This window comes from Deinococcus koreensis, assembly GCF_002901445.1.
In the GTDB taxonomy this organism is placed as follows: domain Bacteria; phylum Deinococcota; class Deinococci; order Deinococcales; family Deinococcaceae; genus Deinococcus; species Deinococcus koreensis.
The window spans coordinates 302147-322225 of record NZ_PPPD01000002.1 but is presented as its reverse complement, the minus strand read 5'-3'; the positions used below and the strand labels follow the sequence as shown (position 1 = coordinate 322225).

At 69.0% G+C, this 20079-nt stretch carries 18 protein-coding genes; 11 read left to right on the top strand and 7 right to left on the bottom strand.

Annotated features, from left to right (window positions below; all coding sequences use genetic code 11):
- Position 1 precedes the first annotated feature (1 nt).
- Complete coding sequence (gene rhaI, locus CVO96_RS17885) at positions 2-1204, bottom strand: L-rhamnose isomerase (RefSeq protein WP_103313798.1); 1203 nt, start codon at positions 1202-1204, stop codon at positions 2-4.
- 35 nt (positions 1205-1239) lie between these two features.
- Complete coding sequence (locus CVO96_RS17880; protein ID WP_103313797.1) at positions 1240-2016, bottom strand: DeoR/GlpR family DNA-binding transcription regulator; 777 nt, start codon at positions 2014-2016, stop codon at positions 1240-1242.
- A 130-nt stretch (positions 2017-2146) separates the two neighbouring features.
- Here CVO96_RS17880 and CVO96_RS17875 point away from each other — a divergent pair, with 130 nt between their 5' ends.
- From CVO96_RS17875 to CVO96_RS17825, 10 genes are all read left to right on the top strand, one after another.
- A complete protein-coding gene (locus CVO96_RS17875) occupies positions 2147-2476 on the top strand; it encodes an L-rhamnose mutarotase (protein ID WP_103313796.1) in 330 nt (109 codons plus the stop codon).
- A gap of 19 nt (positions 2477-2495) precedes the next feature.
- Positions 2496-4034 (top strand): sugar ABC transporter ATP-binding protein, encoded by a 1539-nt coding sequence (locus CVO96_RS17870; protein ID WP_243398495.1) that lies wholly within the window; start codon positions 2496-2498, stop codon positions 4032-4034.
- Positions 4034-5056 (top strand): ABC transporter permease, encoded by a 1023-nt coding sequence (locus CVO96_RS17865; RefSeq protein WP_103313794.1) that lies wholly within the window; start codon positions 4034-4036, stop codon positions 5054-5056. The genes CVO96_RS17870 and CVO96_RS17865 overlap by 1 nt, the downstream gene beginning before the upstream one ends.
- A complete protein-coding gene (locus CVO96_RS17860; protein ID WP_103313793.1) occupies positions 5053-6042 on the top strand; it encodes an ABC transporter permease in 990 nt (329 codons plus the stop codon). Before CVO96_RS17865 ends, CVO96_RS17860 begins: the two co-directional genes overlap by 4 nt.
- Positions 6043-6086: 44 nt before the next feature.
- Positions 6087-7088: a rhamnose ABC transporter substrate-binding protein gene (gene rhaS / locus CVO96_RS17855; protein ID WP_103313792.1), complete on the top strand. Its 1002-nt coding sequence runs from the start codon at positions 6087-6089 to the stop codon at positions 7086-7088.
- 187 nt (positions 7089-7275) lie between these two features.
- Complete coding sequence (locus CVO96_RS17850) at positions 7276-8706, top strand: arabinose isomerase (protein WP_103313791.1); 1431 nt, start codon at positions 7276-7278, stop codon at positions 8704-8706.
- Between the two features lie 141 nt (positions 8707-8847).
- Positions 8848-9471 carry a TetR/AcrR family transcriptional regulator gene (locus CVO96_RS17845; RefSeq protein ID WP_165795422.1) on the top strand — a complete coding sequence of 208 codons (624 nt, stop codon included), beginning with the start codon at positions 8848-8850 and terminating at the stop codon, positions 9469-9471.
- Positions 9472-9794: 323 nt separating this feature from the next.
- On the top strand, positions 9795-10517 hold the full coding sequence (locus CVO96_RS17835; protein ID WP_103313789.1) for a DUF4386 family protein: 723 nt from the start codon (positions 9795-9797) through the stop codon (positions 10515-10517).
- A 93-nt stretch (positions 10518-10610) separates the two neighbouring features.
- Positions 10611-11606: an NAD-dependent epimerase/dehydratase family protein gene (locus tag CVO96_RS17830; protein ID WP_103313788.1), complete on the top strand. Its 996-nt coding sequence runs from the start codon at positions 10611-10613 to the stop codon at positions 11604-11606.
- A 47-nt stretch (positions 11607-11653) separates the two neighbouring features.
- Positions 11654-12634, top strand: a complete 981-nt coding sequence (locus CVO96_RS17825; RefSeq protein ID WP_103313787.1) for a hypothetical protein — start codon at positions 11654-11656, stop codon at positions 12632-12634.
- Between the two features lie 92 nt (positions 12635-12726).
- On the opposite strand, the gene CVO96_RS17820 is transcribed toward CVO96_RS17825, so the two are convergent.
- From CVO96_RS17820 to CVO96_RS17810, 3 genes are all read right to left on the bottom strand, one after another.
- A complete protein-coding gene (locus CVO96_RS17820) occupies positions 12727-13590 on the bottom strand; it encodes a site-specific integrase (protein ID WP_133161842.1) in 864 nt (287 codons plus the stop codon).
- 64 nt (positions 13591-13654) lie between these two features.
- Positions 13655-13873 (bottom strand): helix-turn-helix transcriptional regulator, encoded by a 219-nt coding sequence (locus tag CVO96_RS17815; protein WP_103313785.1) that lies wholly within the window; start codon positions 13871-13873, stop codon positions 13655-13657.
- On the bottom strand, positions 13873-14286 hold the full coding sequence (locus tag CVO96_RS17810; RefSeq protein ID WP_103313784.1) for a hypothetical protein: 414 nt from the start codon (positions 14284-14286) through the stop codon (positions 13873-13875). The genes CVO96_RS17815 and CVO96_RS17810 overlap by 1 nt, the downstream gene beginning before the upstream one ends.
- A gap of 202 nt (positions 14287-14488) precedes the next feature.
- On the opposite strand from CVO96_RS17810, the gene CVO96_RS17805 reads away from it, so the two are divergent.
- On the top strand, positions 14489-16357 hold the full coding sequence (locus CVO96_RS17805) for an ABC transporter ATP-binding protein (protein WP_103313783.1): 1869 nt from the start codon (positions 14489-14491) through the stop codon (positions 16355-16357).
- Positions 16358-16654: 297 nt separating this feature from the next.
- On the opposite strand, the gene CVO96_RS17800 is transcribed toward CVO96_RS17805, so the two are convergent.
- Together CVO96_RS17800 and CVO96_RS17795 are read right to left on the bottom strand one after the other, a co-directional pair.
- Positions 16655-18484: an NPCBM/NEW2 domain-containing protein gene (locus tag CVO96_RS17800; protein WP_165795421.1), complete on the bottom strand. Its 1830-nt coding sequence runs from the start codon at positions 18482-18484 to the stop codon at positions 16655-16657.
- Positions 18485-19231: 747 nt separating this feature from the next.
- Entirely contained in the window at positions 19232-19798 is a 567-nt protein-coding gene (locus CVO96_RS17795) for a beta-class carbonic anhydrase (protein WP_103313781.1), read from the bottom strand.
- Positions 19799-20079: the final 281 nt, after the last annotated feature.

The window sequence follows — 20079 nt, the reverse complement described above, 5'->3', positions numbered from 1 at the left end:
GTCACGTCCCCATCACCCTGTCCTTGACCGGGTAGCCGCCGCCGCTGTCCACGGTGCCGCGTTCGCGGGCGACCCTGTCCTGATAGCCGCTCTGACGGTGCGCGGCGATGGGATCTGCCGGCCGCCCGGTCTCGCCGCGCCACTCGCGCAGCAGGGGCCGCACGTCGGTCTTGAAGGCGTCTGTCAGCACCCGGTGGGCCCCCAGCACGTCGCCGCGCTCCTGCGCTTCCCGGAGGTGGTCGTGGTCGATCAGCAGCGCCTGGGCGTAGGCTTCCTGGCAGTTCAGCACCGACTGCAGCATGGCCTCCACCTTGGGTTCGATGTTGTGGCTCTGGTCGATCATGTAGGCCACCTGCTGCGCCGTGGTGCGGGTCGCCGCGTCCTCACTGCGCGCGGCCGCCACGAGTTCGGCGTAGATGCAGAAGAGCTCGAAGGGGTTGGCCGTGCCCACGATCAGGTCGTCGTCGGCGTAGCGCCGGGCGTTGAAGTGGAAGCCGCCCAGGCGCCCCTCGTCCAGCAGGAAGGCCACGATGCCCTCGATGTTCACGCCCTGCGCGTGGTGTCCCAGGTCGACCAGCACCTGCGCCCGCTCGCCCACCGCGAGGCAGTGCGCGTAGGCTGCGCCCCAGTCGAACAGGTCGGTCGCGTAGAAGGCGGGCTCGAACAGCTTGTACTCCACCAGCATCCGCGCGCCGTCGGGCAGGGCGTCGTGGACGCGCCCCAGGGCCGCGCGCAGGTGCCGTTTGCGCCGCCGCAGGTCGTCCTGCCCGGCGTAGTTGGTGCCGTCGGCGAACCATAGGCTGAGGTCTGTGCTGCCAGTCTGTTTCATCACCTCCACGCAGTCAAGCAGATGGGAGAGGGCCTGCTCGCGCACACGTTCATCCGGATTCGTGACGCTGCCCAACTTATACACGTCGTCCTGGAACACGTTCGGGTTGATCGCCCCCAGGGTGAGCTGCCGCTCCTGGGCGTAGTCCCTGAGCGCGCCATAGTCGTCCACCTCGTCCCAGGGGATGTGCAGCGCCACGGACGGGGCGATGCCGGTCAGGCGGTGCACCTCGGCGGCGTCGTCCAGCTTCTCCCAGATGTCGCGGGCGGCGCCCGGCGCCGCGAAGGTCTTGAAGCGCGTGCCCGAGTTGCCGTACCCCCAGCTGGGCGTTTCGATGCGCTGGGCGGACAGGGCGGTGAGCAGGTCGGCGTTCATGCGTCCTCCGGGGATGGGGTGCCCAGGCGCCCGGTTCAGGGCGCCAGGATGAGCTGGATGTCGTCGGTGTCCAGGCGGGCGCGCACGGCCTCGGCGGGCTCGGCGTCGGTGATCACGGTGTTCACGTCGGCGTGGGTGGCGATGGTCGCCAGCGCGCGGCGCCCGAACTTGGAGTGGTCGAGCAGCGCCACCACCGAGCTGCCCGAGCGGATCAGCGCCTGTTTGCTGCCCACCTCGGGCAGGTGGGGGTCGGTGAAGCCCGTCTCCGGGGCGTAGCCCTTGGCGGAAAAAAACACCAGATCGGGGTGCAGCCGCGCCAGCGTGTCGAGGAAGAACGCTCCGACAAACGAGCGCGCCGGGGCGTGGAAGTTGCCGCCCACCATCAGGAAGGGCACGCCGCCGGCAGCCAGGACGTTCGCGGCGTCCAGCGAGCAGGCGATGGCCTGCACCCGGCGGCTGGGCAGCAGCCGGGCCAGCGCGAGGCTGGTGGTGCTGGCGTCCAGCGCCACCGTGTCGCCGTCCTGGATCAGCCCGAGCGCGGCGCGGGCGATGCGTTCCTTGGCCTCCACGTTCTGGGCAGCCCGGAGCTGCTGGGACAGCTCCTCGCTGGTGCGTTCGAGCAGCTGCGCGCCGCCGTGCACCCGCAGCAGCCGGCCCTGCTCACACAGCGCGTCGATGTCGCGCCGCACGGTCATCTCATGCACCCCCAGCTCGGTGGCGAGTTCCTTGATCCGCACGACCCCCAGCGCCAGCGCGCGGCGCAGGATGTCCTGCTGGCGGCCAGGCAGCGGGCCCATGAGGTCACTGGACATGGCGAGATCGTAACACAAAAAGCACAAAACATGACAGCCTCTTGCAATCTTCTGTGCGATGCGCTTCAATGGGAGCAGTCCGACCAGACCACAATCCGCCCCCACCCGCCCCAGGCTGCCCCGGAGGCCCATGACCGCGCCCCCCCACCGAGTGTGCTTTCTGCTTCAGGTGCGCCCCGAACGGCTCGCCGAGTACCGGGAACGCCACCGCGCGGTGTGGCCGGACATGCTCGCCGCGCTGCGCGAGACCGGCTGGCACAACTACTCGCTGTTCCTGCGAGGCGACGGCCTGCTGGTGGGCTATTTCGAGACCCCCGATCTGCAGGCCGCCCGTGAGGGCATGGCCCGCAGCGGGGTCAACGCCCGCTGGCAGGCCGAGATGGCGCCGTTTTTCATCGAGTTGGAGGGCACGCCGGATGAGAGCTTCCGGCCGCTGGAGGAGGTGTTCCACCTTGACTAGCGGCGCGGAGATGGGCGGTGTGGCCATCCCAGTCCCTCCTCCCACGACGCCCCTCCTGAGCCTGGCCCACGCCAGCAGGGCCTTCGGGCCGGTGCAGGCGCTGCGGGGCGTGGGCATCGAGCTGTATCCCGGTGAGTCTCACGCGCTGGTGGGGGAGAACGGCGCGGGCAAGAGCACCCTGGTCAAGATCCTGGCCGGGGTCTACCGCCCCGACGCGGGCGAACTGCAGGTCGCCGGCCAGCCCCGGCACTTCCACTCGCCGGCCGAGGCCCAGGCGGCGGGTATCGCCGTTATCTATCAGGAGCCCACCCTCTTTCCGGATCTGAGCGTGGCCGAGAACGTCCTGATGGGCCGGCAGCCGCTCGCCCGCGGAGGACGCATCGACACCCGGGCCCTGCACGCGCGGGTCGCTGGCATCCTGCGCGAGCTGGGGGTGGCGCTCGATCCGGCGCGGCCCGTGCTGGGCCTGAGCATCGCCGATCAGCAGCTCGTCGAGATCGCCAAGGCGCTGTCGCTCAGCGCGCGCATCCTGATCATGGACGAGCCCACCGCCGCGCTGACCCTGCAGGAGACCGAGCGGCTCTTCCGGGTGGTGCGCTCGCTGCGGGCGCGGGGCGCCGCGGTGCTGTTCATCACCCACCGGCTGGAGGAGGTCTTCGCGGAGTGCCAGCGCGTCACGGTCATGCGCGACGGCGCCTGGGTGTCGTGCGGCCCCACCGCCCAGTACGACACCGGCCGCGTGGTGCGCCAGATGGTCGGCCGCGACCTGGGCGAGCTGTATCCGCGCGGCGCGGGCGTGCCCGGCGAGGTGGCCCTGGCGGTGCGCGGCCTGGGTCAGCCCGGCGTCTTCCGCGACATCAGCTTCGAGGTGCGGCGCGGCGAGATCGTCGCCCTGGCGGGGCTGGTCGGGGCGGGGCGCAGCGAGGTGGCCCGCGCCGTGTTCGGGATCGACCCGCGCGCCGCGGGCGAGGTGCGCCTCGGCGGTCAGCCCATTCCCCCCGGTCAACCCCAGACCGCGATGCACCTGGGCCTGGGCCTGGTGCCCGAAGACCGCCGCGCGCAGGGGCTGGTCATGGACATGAGCATCGAGCGCAACGCCACCCTGGCGATCCTGAACCGCCTGGCGCGCGGCGGCCTGATGAACCGGGCCTCGGAAGCCGCCACCGCCCAGCACTGGACATCGAAGCTGCAGCTCAGGGCGCACAGTCTGCGTGACCCCGTCAGCTCGCTCTCGGGCGGGAACCAGCAGAAGGTCGTGCTGGCCAAGTGGCTGGCGACCCGTCCCAGCGTCCTGATCGTGGACGAGCCCACGCGCGGCATCGACGTGGGCGCCAAGGCCGAGGTGCACCGCACGCTGGCCGAACTGGCCGCCTCCGGCCTGGCCGTCCTGATGATCTCCAGCGACCTGCCCGAGGTGCTGGGCATGGCCGACCGCATCCTGGTCATGCGCGAGGGCGCCCTGGTGGGCGAACTGAGCCGCGCGCAGGCCAGCGAGGAGGCCGTGATGTTCCTGGCGACCGGACAGCGTCCCTCACACGTCAGCGGGGGCGCGGCGTGATGAGCCCCTCCACCCCGCTGCCCACCCCGGCGGCCCCGCCCAACGTGCTGACCCGCCTGCTGCGGGCGCGCGAGTTCGGGCTGGTGGCGCTGCTGGCGCTGGTGCTGTTCGGCACGGCGGCCCTCAACCCGCTGTTCCTGAGCCCCGGCAGCGTGCGCGACCTGCTCCTCAACGTCTCGATCATCGCCCTGCTGGTGGTGGGCCAGACGGTCGTCCTGCTGATGAAGCACGTCGACCTGAGCGTGAGCAGCGTCGTGGGCCTCAGCGCCTTCCTGACCGGCTCGCTGTTCGTGGCCAACCCTGGGCTGCCGATTCCGGTGGCGCTGCTCTTCGGGCTGGGGCTGGGCGCGCTGCTCGGCGCGGTCAACGGCCTGCTGGTCGCCTCCGGACAGGTGCCGGCGCTGGTGGCCACGCTGGGCACGCTGTACGTCTTCCGGGGCGTGACCTACGCCGTGGTGGACGGCCGGCAGATCAACGCCTCGAACCTGCCGCCCGGCTTCCTGAATTTCGGCACCGGCAGCCTGCTGGGCGTGCCCAATCTGGTGCTGCTGGTGCTGGCCGTGATGCTGGTCTTCGGCGTGTACCTCGGCACCTACCGGGGCGGGCGCGAGTACTACGCGCTGGGCTCGAACCGCGAGGCTGCCGTGCTGGCCGGCATCGACGTGACGCGGCGCACCTTGAGCGGCTTCGTGCTCAGCGGCGCCATCGCCGGGGTCGCGGGGGTGCTGTACCTGGCCCGCTTCGGCACGGTGGACGCCACGGCGGGCACCGGGCTGGAACTGCAGGTGATCGCGGCGGCGGTGGTGGGCGGCGTGAGCATCGGTGGCGGGGTCGGCACGCTGTTCGGCGCGGGCGTGGGCGCCCTGCTGCTGGGCGTGATGGGCAGCGCCCTGGTCACCCTGCGCGCTCCCGGCTTCTACCAGCAGGCCATCCAGGGCGCGCTGCTGCTCGCGGCCATCAGCATCGACATCCTGGTCGCGCGGCGCACGGCCCGGCGGCTCCAGATGGGGCGGAAACGGTGAAAGGCGTTCGTGGTCTGCTCGGCTGGGAGGCCACCCTGCTGGCGCTGGTCGCGCTGGCCCTGCTGGGCGGCGGCCTGCTCTCGCCGGACTTCCTGACCGGCCAGAACCTCTCGTTCCTGACCGCCAACTTCTCCGAGGTCGCGCTGATGGTGCTCAGCATGACCCTGCTGGTAGTCGTGGCCGAGATCGACCTGTCGGTGGCGTCCATGCTGGGGCTGTGCTCGGCGGTGCTGGGGGTGCTGTTCGCGGCGGGCGTGCCCATGCCCCTGGCGATCCTGGCCGCCTTCGTGACCGGCGCCCTGGCGGGGCTGTTCAACGGGCTGCTCGTCACCCGGCTGGGGTTGCCATCGCTGGCGGTGACCATCGGGACGCTGGCGCTCTACCGGGGGCTGGCCTACGTGCTGCTGGGCGACCGCGCCATCGCGGAGTTCCCCGCCGCCTACACCAACTTCGGCTTCGGCACCCTGCCCGGCACGCTGATCCCCATTCCCATCGCGCTGTTCGCCGTACTGGCGGCCCTCTTCGCGGTGGTGCTGCACGCCACGCCCTTCGGCCGCAGCCTCTACGCCATCGGCGCCAACGCGGTCGCCGCGCGCTTCGCGGGCCTGCAGGTCGAGCGGGTCAAGCTGCGGCTGTTCGTGCTGTCCGGCCTGATGTCGGCGCTGGCGGGCGTGGTGTATACCTTCCGCTTCGCCTCGGCGCGCGGCGACAACGCCACCGGCTTCGAGCTGAGCGTGATCGCGGCGGTGCTGCTGGGCGGCGTGAGCATTTTCGGCGGCCGGGGCAGCGTGGTCGGCGCGGTGCTGGCGGTCTTCCTGATCGGCCTGATCAACGGCGCGCTGACCATCGTGGACGTGTCCAACGAAATCCTGACCATCGTCACGGGCCTGCTCTTGATCGGCTCCGTGCTCGTGCCCAACCTGCTCGGCCGCTTCCAGTCCTTCCGTCAGCGCCGGCGCCGCAGGGGGGACGCCGCCGTTCCGTAGGCCAGCCGCCCATCCGCCCTCTCTCACGCTCCTGGAGGAACCCCATGAAGACCCGCTCCCTGCTGCTGTCCGCCCTGACCCTGAGCGCCCTGGCCACCCTGGCTTATGCCCAGACCCCCGCGTTGAAAAAGGGCCTGAAGATCACGCTGCTGCCCAAGAACATCAACAACCCCTACAACGTCATCGAGACCAGCGGCGGCCTGGAGGCCGGCAAGGAGATCGGCGCGCTGGTGAAGGTCGTGGGCCCGTCGGACGCCGGGGCGAGCTCGCAGGTCAGCTACATCAACACCGCCATCGCCCAGAAGCAGGACGCGCTGGTGCTGGCCGCCAACGACGCCAACGCCCTGCTGCCCTACCTGGCGCGCGCCAAGGCCTCGGGAATGAAGATCGTCACCATGGACTCCGACACCGCCGTCTCGGGCCGCACGCTCTTCATCAACCAGGCGAACAGTGAGGGCATCGGCCGCGCACAGGTGCAGCTGGTCGGTAAACTCATCGGCTACAAGGGCGAGATCGCGGTGCTCTCCGCCACGCCGAATGCCACCAACCAGAACACCTGGATCAAGTGGATGCAGGAGGAACTCAAGCTGCCCCGGTACAAGGACATGAAGCTCGTCAAGATCGCCTACGGCAACGACGACGACCAGAAGTCCTTCACCGAGATGCAGGGGCTGATCCAGGCCTACCCGAACCTGAAGGGGGTCATCTCGCCGACCACCGTGGGCATCTCCGCCGGCGCGCGCTACCTCTCCACCAGCCCCAGCAAGGGCAAGGTCGCCCTGACCGGCCTGGGCACCCCCAACCAGATGCGGGCCTTCGTGAAGGACGGCACCGTGACCGCTTTCCAGCTCTGGAACCCCGCCGACGTGGGCTATCTCGCCACCTACGCCGCCGCCGCGCTCGTCAGCGGCCAGATCACCGGTAAGCCGGGCGAGAAGTTCAAGGCCGGGCGTCTCGGCGAATACACCATCGGCAAGGACGGCGAGATCATCGTCGGGCCGCCCTACACCTTCGACAAGGCGAACATCGACAAGTTCGATTTCTGAGGACTGAGCACTGAGCTCCGGGCTGTGAGCGGGAGGGTGGCTCACGGCCCAGGTGCGTTCGGGCCGGGGCGAACCCCTCTCGTACCGGCCTGTCCCGGTGCAGCGACTCGCGGAGCCCGCCGCAAGAGGCGCTGGCCTCTAGCGGCCGGAAGGGTGGACGCCGCGTCTTCGCATCTCAAGGAGCCCCATGAGCAATCCCTACCCCCTGAGAGTCGGCCTCTTCGGCATCGGCCTCGACGCCTACTGGCCGCAGTTCGATGGGCTGGAGGCGCGGCTGACCGGCTACGTCGCGCAGGTGGCCGCCCGGCTGGAACGGCCCGGCGTGGAGGTCGTCAACCTGGGCCTGATCGACTCGCCGCCGGCCGCCCTGGCGGCGGGACACGCGCTGCGGCGGGCCGACGTGGACATCGTGTTCCTGTACGTCACGACCTACGCGCTGTCCAGCACGGTGCTGCCGGTGGTGCAGCGGGCCGGGGTGCCGGTGGTGATCCTGAACCTGCAACCTGAAGCCGCTCTCGACTACGCGCGCCTGAACGCGCTGGGGAGCCGCACGGCCATGACCGGCGAGTGGCTGGCCTTCTGCTCGGCCTGCCCGGTGCCCGAACTCGCCAACGTCTTCACGCGGGCCGGCGTCGCCTTCCATCAGGTCACGGGCGTGCTGCAGGGCGATCCGCAGGTCTGGCACGAGGTGGACGGCTGGGTCGAGGCGGCGCGCGTGGCCCACGTGATGGCGCACACCCGCCTGGGCCTGATGGGGCGCCCGTACACCGGGATGCTGGACATCTACACCGACCCGACCCTCCAGGCGATCACCTTCGGCACCCACATCCAGCATGTGGAAGTCGACGAACTGGCGGCAATCCGCCGGGACGTCACCGAGGCCGAGGCGGCAGGGCGGGTCGACCTCTTCCGTGACACCTTCGACGTGCAGCCCGACTGCGACGGGGCCGAGCTGAGCCGCGCCGCCCGCACCAGCGTGGCCCTCGACCGCCTCGTGGAGCGGCACGACCTGGGCGCGCTGGCCTACTTCGCCGAGTCCACGCCCGGCCACGAGAACGAGGACGTGATCAGCTCGGTGATCCTGGGCTGCTCGCTGCTCACGGGGCGCGGGGTGCCGGTGGCCGGCGAATACGAGATCAAGAACGTCCATGCCATGAAGATCATGGACAGCTTCGGGGCGGGCGGGTCGTTCACCGAGTTCTACGCCCTGGACTTCACCGATGACGTGGTGCTGATGGGCCACGATGGCCCCGGCCACCCGCGTATCGCGCAGGGCAAGACCAAGGTCAGGCCGCTGGCGGTCTATCACGGCAAGGTGGGCCGGGGGCTCAGCGTGGAGATGTCGGTGCAGCACGGCCCGGTCACGCTGCTGTCCGTCGTCGAAGACGGGGGAAAGCTCAAGCTCCTCGTCGCTGAAGGCGAGTCGGTAGCCGGCCCCATCCTGGAGATCGGCAACACCAACAGCCGCTACCGTTTTTCCGTGGGCGCGCGCGCCTTCGTGGATGCCTGGAGCGCCCAGGGGCCGGCGCACCACTGCGCCGTGGGCGTGGGGCACCTCGCCGACCGGATTCGCCAACTGGGTGCCCTGAAAGGGCTGAGGGTCGTGCAGGTGGGGTGAAATCCTGCGAGAACCATGCTTCTGGAATCAGTGGCGGGCTCCTGCCCTGAAGCACTGAAATACGTTACCGTATCTGGATACATTTCCCAATTTGAATATTGGCCTACTTTCAGATACGTCTCTGTATCCCATAGTGGGGCCATGTCACCCGTCACCTCCCGCAAACGGATCAGCCGCGAGGAGAGCCGCGCCCAGACGCGTCAGGAGCTGCTCATGGCGGCGCGTGAACTGTTCGCCCGCCAGGGCTTCGAGGGCGCTTCCATCGACCAGATCACCGACGCGGCCGGATATACCCGGGGGGCGTTCTACTCGAACTTCGACACCAGGGAAAGCCTGATGATCGCCCTGATCGAGCACTGTTTCGCCGAGGATCTCGCGCAGTTGAGCCGGCTGGGCGAGCGGCCGGAGGCGGGCTTCTCCGGTGAGGGCTTCCAGGCATTCTCCGCCAGCCCCGACACCGACCAGACCGCCCACCTGATCAAGATGGAGTTCTGGATGTGCGCGATGCGCTACCCCCGCATCCGGGCCGCCTACGTTCAGCAGCAGGGCCAACTCAGGGCCGCCATCGCCCGGCAGGTCGAGGCGCAGGCCCAGGCGCTCGGGCTGACGCTGCCCGTGGCCGCCGAGGACGCGGCGGCGGTGCTCATCGCGCTGAAAAACGGGCTGGACACCCAGAAACTCATCCAACCACAGGCCTTCGCTGACGGCCTGTACGCCACCATGTTCCGCCAGCTCCTGAGGCCCGACCCCCCCCTGACCCCCTGACGTCCGCCCCCACTCCATCTTTGCCCCCGCCTCGGGAACACGCCGTGTTCCTGGCCGGCGCCCTGTGCCGTGAAGGAGGTTCCGCCCGGTACAACCCTGAAGAGATTGTCCCTGCGTCCAGTACGGCGTCCAGGCCCAGTCATACGGACTTGCTCTGATTCCCGAACATCCGGGAAAGAGCCGGATGCTCGTCCATCGCCGCCAGCCCGTACTTTTTGCCACTCGCTCTGCTCGGATGATGCTCGCGCATCATCGCAATGTCGTATCAACCACCGAGCCGTGGCTGACGGTCTCCCCCTGTTGCCCTTCAAAGGAGTTCCACCATGACCACCCTCACCTCCACCCGCCCCGACGCCCCCGCCGTGCGTCCCGCCCCGCGCCTGGCCCTCTTCGCGACCGCGGCCGCGCAGTTCGTCCTGATGTTGGGTGCCTTCGGCGTGCTGTCGAGCGCCATCGGCTGGCCCCAGAGCCTCGATCTGCCGGCCGCCGAGGCCCTGCCCCTGATCCGCGAGCGGGGCGGGGCGGTGGCCCTGGGCTACTCCATGTACTTCGTCTCGGCCTTCCTGCTCGTGCCCCTGTCCGTGCTGATCCACCGCATGCTGGGGGAACAGGACGGCGACAGCACTGTTCTGAACATCACGGCCGCGCTGGGTGTCACGGCAGGCGTTCTCAAGCTCCTCGGGATCGTGCGCTGGCTGGTCGCCATGCCTGCCCTGGCCGCGACTTACGCAGGCGGTGACGGTGCGACCCAGGCGGCCGCCTCAGTCATGTACGAGACCCTCAACACCTACGCAGGGGGCGTCGGAGAAGCCCTGGGCGTACAACTCTTCGCGGGGCTGTGGACGGTGATGGTGTCGGCCGCCTTGTGGAGGCGTCCGGGGGCGCGTGCGCTCGCCCTCGGGGGCTTCGCGTCCGGCGGGCTTCTGCTCGCTGGGCTCGCCGGGGTCTTCGGCGCCGATCTCGGGCCCGTCCTCACCGTCTCAGGTATTGCCTGGCAGGTCTGGCTGCTCAGCCTGGGCCTGAACTTCCTGCGTGCCCGCCGCTGAGCTTGCTGACCCTGAGACCTGCTGACACTGAACCTGCTGACACTGAGCCTGCCGACTCTTCACCCTCTCGAACACCCCAACCAGGAGAACACCATGAATTCCACGGCCACGAACACCACCCTGCACGTCGTTCTCGGAGCGTCCGGCGCGGTCGGATCTGCCCTGATGGGCGAACTGGCGCGGCAGGGGCTCCCGGCCCGGGCCGTGTCCCGCACCCGCCCCACCGCGCTGCCCGCGGGCACCGACTGGCTGGCTGCCGACCTCAGTTCCGCGCCCTCCGTCGAGCGCGCCGTCCAGGGGGCCGGGGTGGTCTACCTGGCGGCTCAGCCCGCCTATACCCGCTGGGCCCTGGACTTTCCACCCATACTGGACGCGGTCATCGGGGGCGTGGGCCGGGTGGGCGCCCGGCTGGTCTTCGCCGACAACCTCTACAGCTACGGCCCGGTCACCACGCCCCTGCGCGAGGACTCGCCCGAACGCCCGCAGAGCCGCAAGGGCCAGGTGCGCCTGGCGCTGGCCCGCACCCTGCTGGACGCCCACCGGGCCGGGGTGCTGCCGGTCACGATCGGCCGCGCCAGCGACTTCTACGGCCCCGGTGTCCACGGTTCGCTGGTCGGGGCGCCCTTTTTCCGCGCCATCGTGGCCGGCAAGCGCCCGCCGTGGATCGAGCGGAGCGACCAGCTCCACAGTTTCAGTTTCATCGACGACGTGGCGCGCGGGCTGGTCACGCTGGCCCAGCATGGGCCCGCCTTCGGCGAGGTGTGGCACCTTCCAGCTGCCGAGGCCCTGACCGCGACCGGCTTCGCGGCCCTGATCGCCCAGGAGGCCCAGACCGCGCCCCCCCGGCCCCGTGCCCTGTCCGGCCTGCCCCTTCGGGCCTTGGCGCTGTTCAGTCCCCTGATCCGCGAGCTGGCGGACGTCCAGTACCAGGTGGCCGCCCCCTTCACGGTCGACGGCACGCGCTTCACGTCCACCTTCGGCGGTCAGCCCACCCCGCACCGCTCGGCGATCCGGCAGACGCTGGCCTGGCTGCGGGCCGGGTCGCTGGAGCCTTCGCCCGCCGAAGAGGTGGCGGGTTCCCCCCTCTGATCCGCTGGCACGCCGCTGTCCCCCTTCCCGACCCCCAGGAGCAGACCATGTTGACTTCACCCCCCCAGCCCACGCCGCCCCTGCCCCTCCGCTGGCTCCGGACGCTCTGGCAGACCCACCCGCCCCTGCTGATCTCGGGGCTGCTGTTCGCCGCGATGGTGGTCTTTTTCGGGGCCGGCATCTTGCTGGACGGGCGCACGGTTCTGGGCGCGCCCGCCTGGCTCAAGCCCACCAAATTCGCGGTGTCGTTCGTGATCTACAACCTCACGCTGCTGTGGATGCTCGGTTTCGTGGAGGGGCGTCCCCGGCTGGTGAGCGCCCTGGCGTGGCTGATCGTCGCGACCAGCCTGATCGAGACCCTGGCCATCGCGGGTCAGGCGGCGCGCGGCACCACCAGCCACTACAACACCGCCACCGCGCTGGACGCCGCCGTCTGGAGCGTCATGGGCGCCACGATCATCGTGCTGTGGCTGACCCACCTCGGCATCACGCTGCTGATCGTGTTCCAGCGCTTCGGGCACCCGGCCTTCGCGTTGTCGCTGCGTCTGGGCCTGGGCATCACCCTGCTCGGGCTGCTCGAAGCCTTCCTGATGGCCTCCCCGCTGGGCCAGGCGCTGGCGAGCGCGGGCGGCGTCAGCTCGCCGGTGGCGCTCGCCGGCATCGCCGGGGCCCACAGCGTGGGCGTCGCCGACGGCGGGGCGGGGCTGCCCGTGCTGGGCTGGAGCACGGAGGGGGGAGACCTGCGCGCCGGCCACTTCAACGGCATCCACGCGCTGCAGGTGCTGCCGCTCTGCGCCTGGCTGCTGACCCGGCTGCGCCTGAGCGTGCCCCAGCAGGTCGCACTGGTTCGGACGGCGGGGGCGAGCTACCTGGCCGTCATGGTGCTGGTGGTGTGGCAGGCCCTGCGGGGTCAGCCCATCACGGCGCCCGACGCTCTCACCGCCGCAGTGTTCGCCGCCATCGTGCTGAGTGCGGGCGCGTCCGCCGTCCTGATCTGGCGCCGCCCTTCACCTGCACGGGCGGCCTGAAGGTGGGGTCGGCGTCCAGGGGCCGGGTTCCGCCATGGGGAGGCGCATCTGGCGGCTCGACGGGCCGGGCTCACAGAGTGAGGGGGCCCACGCTAGTCCTTGCTGTCCAGCGTCCCCGCCACCCCCTGCGCCAGCCTGACCGCCGCCTGGAAGCCGTCGCCCCCGTCCGCGAAGCCCGCCGACCGCGCGGTGTGCGGGAAGTCGCGCAGCGAGGCGCGCCGCAGCTCGCTCGGGGGCATCATGGGCACGTTGGCCCGGCGCGAGAGCTGGAAGATCTTCGTCCGCAGCTTGAACACGTCTCCGTAACTGAAGATCCGCCGGTGGCCGGCCGCCAGATTGCCGCCCTGGGTCGCGCGCCAGAGTTCCAGGGCGTGCAGGGCGTCGTCGTCCAGGCGGGTCAGGGTGTGCTTGCGCAGCAGCTCCCCGGTGCCGGGGTCGAGCGTGTCCCAGGTCAGGCGCAGCAGCTCGTCCACCTGCATGGCGTGGTGGTAGATCAGCTGCAGCGCGGCGTGCAGCTCGCGGTCATCCCGCGCGTGGATCAGCAGGCGCGCGATGTCGCCCTGGGCCGGCGGGGGAGAGTCCTTGCGCTCCTCCGGGGGCCGTTCGACCCCGCGCAGGGGGTTGGTCTGCAGCAGCCCCTCCTCGATCAGGTGGTCGTAGAGCCGGTGCAGGGCGCTGATCCGGGCGCGCACCGTGTTGGCCTTGACGGTGCCCCCGTGGCGGCCCTCCTGGGCGCGGCGCTGCACCCAGTCCATGAACTCGGCGTCCGGCGTCTGCAGGTTCACCGCGTCGGCGGGCGCGTGGTCGAAGAAGGGGCGCAGCCGGGTGAACAGCTGTTTGGGGTCGTTGTAGGCCCAGACCGGCCCCAGCATCCCCATCAGCCGGTCGAGATCGGCGTCGCGCAGGGCCGCGAGCAGCTTCATGGCCCGTTCGTCTGCAGGATGGACAGCGCTCATGGGTGCAGTCTAACAGATATATTCTTTGATATTTGAGTGGAAGCTGGAAGCTCTGACCCCTGGTTCACCCCTCGTCGTAGCTGAACACCTCTTCCACCCCCGCCCCCAGGGCCCGCGCGATCCGGAAGGCCACCTCCAGGGACGGCGAATACCTGTTTCCCTCGATGGCGTTGACCGTCTGGCGCGTTACGCCGATCTGATCGGCCAGCTGCTGCTGCGTGACGTTCTGCCGCAGGCGGAGCGCGCGAAGATCGTTGCCGATCAGGCCGCCGCGCTTGCCCACTAGCCTCCCCGCCCATAGGAGACGAGCTGCGACCCGATCTCGACCAGCTGCGCCAGCACCCAGGCGGCCAGCAGCACGTGCGTGAAGAGGAAATTGCCCTCGGTCAGCAGCGCGGTGCACAGGGCGGCGAAGACGCCGGTGGCCAGCACGTAGGAGGCGTTGCGGGCGCCCCGCAGGGCATAGAGCCGGTCGCGCTCGTCGGTGTCCGGCCGCCGATCCAGCAGGGCGATCCCGAGGTGGCCCACGACCTGAACGATCACCAGCGCGATGACGGCCCCCACGAACCGCGCCACGTGCTCGGGCCGCACGTCGGGCGTGGTCATCGGCAGCACGGCCTGGAAATAGAGGCCGAACCCCAGCAGCAGACTCAGGAACATCAGCCACAGGCTTTTGTGTTGAAACGACAGCGGCATCAGCGATTCTCCTCCTCGGTGTGGTGGACTCGTCGTGCGGACTGGCGTCCACGAGTCAGGCCGCGATGTCAAACTTATCCGACATTCAGAGTCTACCCGTCGACCCCTCGGATGTCAATTCTTTTTGACATCCTGCAGACCAGAGGCGCCCCCCGCCCCCCGTCACCATCCCTGCCCGTCCGGTGCGGCAGACTCAGCCCAGATGACGGCCGCCGTGCGCCCCCCTCCCGAAGCCAGAGACGAGGCGCTGTCGTGGCGCTCGCGGCTGCAGGATCTGTGGCAGACGCTGGGCCTGGTGTGGCGCGCCAGCCCCCGACACAGCCTGATCTACGCCCTGACCACCCTGCTGGGCAGCGCCCTGCCGGCGGCCAACCTGTACGTGGGCAAGCTGCTGCTCGACGAGATCGCCCAGGCCGCCCAGGGCCGCGTGACCTACCAGGCCCTGCTGGCGCTGCTGGGGGTGCAGGTGGCCCTGGGCGTGCTGGGCAGCCTGCTGAGCACGGTGGGCACCGCCTCGCAGCAGCTGCTGGGCGACTCGCTGCAGCACTCCGTCAGCCGCCGCATCCTCGACAAGTCCTCCGAGCTGAGCGTCGAGGCCTTCGAGAATGCCGAGACCTACGACCGGCTGCAGCAGGCCTACCGCGAGGTCGGATCGCGCCCGCTGGGGGTGGCCACGCAGCTCGTGGGGCTGGCGGGCGCGGCCGTGACGCTCGCGTCGGTGGGCGCCCTGATGGCGCGCCTGGGCTTCTGGGTGCTGCCACTGGTGATCCTGGCCTCGGTGCCCGGCGTGATCGTCTCCAACCGCTTCGGGGTCGAGGGCTACCGCATGCTGCGGCGCCAGACCCACGACGCCCGCGTGCAGAACTACCTGGGGAGCCTGCTCACCTCCGACACGCTGGTCAAGGAGGTGCGGCTCTTCGGCTTCGAGCCCTACCTGCTGCGCCGCTGGCGCGAGTACTACCTGGGCTTCCGGGTGCAGCTCGAGGCGCTGGTGCGCCGCCGCGCGGGCTGGGGCTTCCTGGCGGCCCTCAGTTCGGCCCTGCTGATCGCGCTCGCCAGCGCCCTGATCCTGCGCCGCGCCGCCGCCGGAGAGATCAGCGTGGGCGACTTCAGCGTGTTCGTGCTGGGGATCGCGCAGGTGCAGAACACGGTGTCGGGGCTGCTCAACGGCGTGAGCGGCATCTACCAGAACCTGCTGTACATGCGCAACCTCTTCTCGTTCCTGGAGCTGCCCACCCGCGATCTGGACGCCGGCGAGCCCTGGAGCGGCCCGATCGAGACCATCGAGTTCCGGGCGGTGGGCTTCCGCTACCCGCTGACCGACCGCGACGTGCTGCGCGGCGTGAGCTTCACCGTGCGCCGGGGCGAGGCGCTGGCGCTGGTGGGGGAGAACGGGGCGGGCAAGACCACCCTGGTCAAGCTGCTCACCATGCTCTTCGAGCCCAGCAGCGGCACCATCCTGCTCAACGGCCAGGACGCCGCGCGCTTCAGTCCGCGCTCGGTGCAGCGCGAGATGAGCATCATCTTTCAGGACTTCGGGCAGTACCAGATGAGTGCGCGCGAGAACGTGGCGCTCGCCGAGGTCACCCGCCTGGACGACCGCCCCGGCGTGCAGGGCGCCGTCGACCGGGCGGGCGCGGCCTTCGTGGACGACCTGCCCGGCGGCCTGGAGGCCCCGCTGGGCCGGCTGTTCACCGGCGGGCGCCAGCTGTCGGGCGGGCAATGGCAGCGCCTCGCCCTGGCCCGGCTCTACTTTCGCCGCGCCTCGGTGCTCGTCTTCGACGAGCCGACGGCCGCCCTCGATGCCCGCGCCGAATCCGAGACCATCCAGGCGCTCAGGGAGGAGACCCGCGACCGCATCACCCTGCTGATCTCGCACCGCTTTTCCACCGTGCGTCTGGCCGACACCATCGTGGTGCTGGAGGGGGGCGTGATCGTCGAATCGGGCAGCCACGCCGAGCTGATCGCGCAGCGCGGCAAATACGCCGCACTCTACGACCTGCAGGCCAAAGGTTATCTGGCCGAGCCGCCAGCACCCGTCAGCCGCCCTCGTGTTCAGGACGAGCCGTGACAGGGAACTGGGACGGGAATCTGACTATATATCCCGATATCTGATGCTGATCTACTCACCACTGGTCTCTCTGGATCGAATTCGATCGCCAGGATCCGTTACCGTCCCGGCCCGTCGTTCCACGCTCAAGCCCCAGCAGGGGCAGCGTTGGAGGGGCCGACGCCTTCCTGCACAGGGCGGCGATCGCGTCCCGCCGCCTTGCCACGGATGGAGGGTTTTGCCTCGTGCAGGACGCTGCCTCAGCCTAGCAGTGAGGGTCAACCGACGCGTCTGCTCCGTGATGGAGTCTCTCCTCGTTCAGGGCAATATACGGAAGGTCACGCCACTGGCCGCCGCTCCCCGCACGTCAGCTGGGCCCGTCGTCACCACGACCTTCCCGTCGCTCTGCGCCAGCAGGGACGATACGGTCATGCCATCCGTCGCCGGGATCCTCGCCATGCCGCTCGCGCCGAACGACGCATCGAACGAAAGATTGGGCTTGAACCTGGCCAGCACTGCCGACGAGGTGTTCCGTCCGTCGCCATAGGTTCCACCCGCGACCATCCGGCCGTCGGACATGAGGGCCAGGCTGGTCACGGTGCTGTAACTCTCGTTGACATCGTTCAGGCGGCCAAAGACGATGCACGTTTCCGCCGCCGTCGTTCCACTCGCGTTGATCCGGCTCACGAACGCCGTGAACTCACCCCCGCCCACCAGGATGTCCCCGGTGGGGGACAGGGCCAGCGCGTTTGCATTGGATTTACCACACGAGGCCAGGTTCCACACGCGGCCTGCCGTTCCAAACGTCTGGTCGGGCCGCCCATCCGCCAGGAAACGCGCCACGCCGCCGCGCTCTCCGAAAACCCGTCCCGCTACCACCACGCGCCCATCCGGCAGGACGGCCACGGCATTCCCAAACGCGTGGGCGTTGAATTGGTTGTATGAACCTGCAGTATTGAAAGTGCGGAGGGCCACCCCATCCGTGCCGAAGCCCCTGTCCCGTGATCCATCCGGAAGGAGGCGCAGCACCGTAAACGCGGACGTCTTGAGGTCGCTCCTGACCTCGTTGGTCTGCCGGGACGCGCCCGCGACCACGATCTTGCCATCGGGCGCGATGGCCACGTCGTTCGCGCTCTCCGGGTGGAAGGAGGGGTCGTCCACACCCGAGAGGTTGGTGATCACCTGTCCACCCTGGCCAAAGGTGGTGTCGACGCTCAGGTCAGCATTGAAGCGGGCGATGAAAAAGTCCGTATTGCCGTCGACCAGGGTGCGTTTCCCGACGGCGACGATCTTCCCGTCGGGCTGCAGGGTCAGGGCCTTTGCTGTGTCCTGGGCGCTGAACGGCGCGGCAGCGCGCCTGAGCACGGTGCCGCTCGCCGCCAGACGTGTGAGCCCGAACGCCTGGCCGAGCACCACGACGCTGCCATCGGGCGCCGCCACGGAGTCCACGCCTCCGACGTTCACCCGACCTGCCTCTCCAAAGGCGGCGTCGACGGAGCCGCTGACGGTGGGCGGCATCACCGCGCAGTGCACAGCGGGATCCAGCCAGTCGGCATGATCGAAGTAGGTGTTGTCCCCACCGTCGCTGACCTGAAGCTCGAGGAACTTGTACCCGGTGATGTCGACCTTGAACCCTTTGGCGGGCATGGCGCCGGTCATCACGCCGCTGCGCCACAGGAGCTGACCGTCGGCGGAGATGAAGAATTCCACGCTGCCCCGGTCGCCTACCTCGTCGTCCACGCCGACGAATCCGTCAAGGCTCGTACAGTACACGTCCTTGAGGGTCGACTCCAGGCTGTACGACAGGTAACTCCTGGGGTGGACACCGTAGCCTTTGGCCCAGGTGCGGCCCTGTACAGTGAGCGTGCGGCCGTCGCTGGCCAGCTGTTCACCGTTGCTCATGTTCGTCTCAATGGGGCCCCAACCGTTTATGCCATCCAGTATCCGCTCGTACATGAGGGTGTTCCGTTCGGGGTCGAGCCGCTGAGGGTTCAACCGTCCGGCAGGCGCGGTGAATGTCCAGGGGTGCTGTGCACCGTTGGCGTAGGGGCCGAGGTCGTCTTGACGGGTGGTCGGGTGCTGGCTGCAGGCGAGGAGCAGCAGGGGCAGGGTGAGGGGCATGAGGGTGCGGGACGTGAGGCGCGGCATGGAACCTCCTGCGCCCGGAGCGTGTGGGGTGAGGTCTCGCGAAGGGCGTACGGCCAGCATGGCAGCCACAGTGTGACCTCATGTGCGGGCCGTGTGAAGCTGTCGCTCATGGATAGAGCGTGAGGTACTCCCCACTCAACCAGATGGAGGAAAGGGACGAGGCTGACATCCCAAATCTCCGGAAAACACGCCATTTTGAGCCGAATTCCCTTTGGACGATCCTGTCAGGCTCGAGACCCGTCTCCCCGCTTCAGCCCTTTGGGGAAGGGGAGACCGCGGGGATGGGTGACGGGTCAAAGCATCGCCGGTTTGCCTCCCCCCCTCGCCCCCGCTCTGGCCCCGCCTTGGGCTCGCGGTTTCCGGCATTGGGATTCCTCGCTCTTTCCTGTGTTCTCTGCTGAGCTTGGGCGGTGGCTGGAGTGGAGTGTTGCTCGGATGACGTTAGGTCGGGGATGACCTGGTGCAGAGGGGGAAATAGTTCAGTCCTATACACATATCGTTAGATATATTTGAAGGATGGGGTAATCACCCTCCGCTCCTGATCCCTGCGCTGACGCAGCAGCCGCTTCAGAGACGGGAGAAATAATGCTTGCCCCTGTGCAGCAGCCCTTTAAGGTTCATTCGCTCGTAGTCAAAGAGATAGACGCTCAGCGTGCTGCTCATCCATTAGGTGTATTCCGGCCATTTTAGGTCAATGAGTTAATAGGTTAAGCCCTACCACTAAAGTGCAGCCCGAGGTGGCCGGTCTTACCCTTCGGGCACCATCACCTCCTGGAGGCCGCCCGTCGTGACGTCATAGATAAAGCCGCGCACTGGCAGGGTCGGGGGAAGCAGGGGGCTCTGGCGGATACGGCGCACGTCCTCACGTACGCTCTCCTCCAGATCACGGAAGGTCAGCCAGTCGATGCTGCGCCCGGCGCTGGAGCCTGGGCCCGTGCCTATGTCGCGCCAGCGGTCGCCGTCGAGCACCGCCGTGTCCAGGCTCTGGGCCAGCAGGTCGCCCATGACCTCATCGGTGAAGAGCTGCATTCCGCAGTTGGTGTGGTGAACCACGAGGCATTCCTGGGTGCCCAGCAGCTTGTGGGAAATGACGAGGGAGCGGATGGCGTCGTCGCTGGCGCGGCCGCCGGCGTTGCGGATCACGTGGGCGTCTCCCTCTTTCAGGCCTGCGAAATGTGCGGGATCAAGTCGGGCGTCCATGCAGGTCAGGATCGCCACCTGCCGCGCCGGCGGTAACGGCAGAGACCGCCGATCGCCAAATTCACTGACGTATTGGGCGTTGGCTGCCAGAATCTCGTCTACGACGGTGCTCATGCTTTCACCTCGGGAAAGAGGGTCAGGAAAGCCTCCTGAGGGCTCCGCGTGGGCGCCGGGGCGGATCAGGCGACTCCAGACGCCCAGACAGAATGATGTCCGAGTCTATTCCGCGTGGATGGTGGTGTGGGGAGCCGGTGCCTGGGCGGAGGCCAGGGGATGACCGTGGAGGAGTGGAGCAGAGGGGGAAACACTCCCTCTACGTAAACAGGAGGGCTAGTCTAACTAATCAAATATCGTCAGATATATCTATCGCAAGCGGATTGAATTGAGTTCGCCGG